The 1,266-nt window shown below is 43.4% G+C and carries 2 protein-coding genes; both read right to left on the bottom strand.

All coding sequences use genetic code 11. The features are described from left to right. Positions 1-697: OmpA family protein (locus A3739_RS14305; RefSeq protein ID WP_068501865.1), on the bottom strand; the 697-nt coding region annotated here is incomplete at its 3' end. A 24-nt stretch (positions 698-721) separates the two neighbouring features. Then, on the bottom strand, positions 722-1,266 hold a 545-nt coding region (locus tag A3739_RS14300), incomplete at its 5' end, for a TolC family protein (RefSeq protein WP_197472332.1).

The raw sequence follows: 1,266 nt of genomic DNA, 5'->3' as shown, positions 1-1,266 counted from the left end.
GCTTTGTCGATGATTTGCTCGATGAACCAAGCTCAATAGTCCATATATCATATTGCTTCGCGATAACGCGTTCTTGTGTGATTAAGTGCGCGATCATTCGTCGATTTTGTTGTCGCCCCTCTTTTGATGCGTTCGAGGCAATGGGCTGATCCGCGCCAAACCCAGCGGTAAGTATTTTTTGGGAGTCGATCTGATATTGCTTGATGAGAACATTCGCAACAGCATCGGCTCGTTTTTTAGACAGTGTTAGATTGCTGGAGGGAGAGCCAGTGCTATCTGTATGCCCCTCTATGAGAAGCATGAATTTCTGATTTTGCTTGTAGGTTTTCGCAAGGTTTTCAATAACTGGGTAATACTCTTTCGAAATTTCGGCACTGTTACTCGCGAACTGAATACCCAAATCGATGCTTTGAATTTCATTGTAAGACTCAACACAACCTTCGTTATCAATCACGGCATTTGTGCTTTTCTTATCGCACTGATCTCTTTGATCGATGACACCATCGTCGTCTTGGTCATCTAGAGTCTTATGTTCTTTTAGAAAGGGCTCAACTTTGTAGGGTTCAGGAGCGGTTTCAGCATGTTTTGATGGTAAGCCTGAACCGAACTCTTGGTTGTCCTCAGTGTTTTCGGTACTGTGATGAGCGCATGCGATTAATGAGAAATAACAAATGAAGAGTAAGCATCGTGAGTACATTTTTTGATCCTCATTGATCGTTGGCTATGAATCTTCTTGAGCGAGAGAACCTTCAACATTTACGCGTAATGCGTCGAGAATATAACTCATACTCGCTATGACTCTATATTGTGTATAGATGTATTCGTAATCGGCAGCCAAGTACTGTTTTTTTGCTTCAAACACCTCATTTTGTGCATCAAGCAAATCGAGTAATGTTCGCCTACCTGCCTTAAATTGAGCCATGTAAAGAGTGGCACTTTCTTCACTTTGATTGACGTAGTCTTCTAGGTGAATAAGTGTTTGCTTGAGGGTTAGATAAGCATCCCACGAGGCGTCAACATTTGCTTGAACTTCTCGGTAAACACGGTTTGAGCGCATTCGTGCAGCTTCTTCTTCATAACGTGCTTTTTTCTGTCGTGATGCGTTGGATCCACCTTGATAGAGGTTCCAATTCATTTCTAGCAGAACTCGCCACTCGTTTTCTTCGCCATCAAACCCCGAAACGTCGTCTTTCCATCTGCGGTCAGCGACGATATCTAAGTCAGGATAAAGATGCGAGTTTAGCCCCGTTGTATTGGCGGAAGCGG

The sequence above is a fragment of the Oleiphilus sp. HI0067 genome (assembly GCF_001635735.1).
Note: the sequence above shows the minus strand (reverse complement) of the source record. Positions and strands in the feature narration are given on the sequence as shown.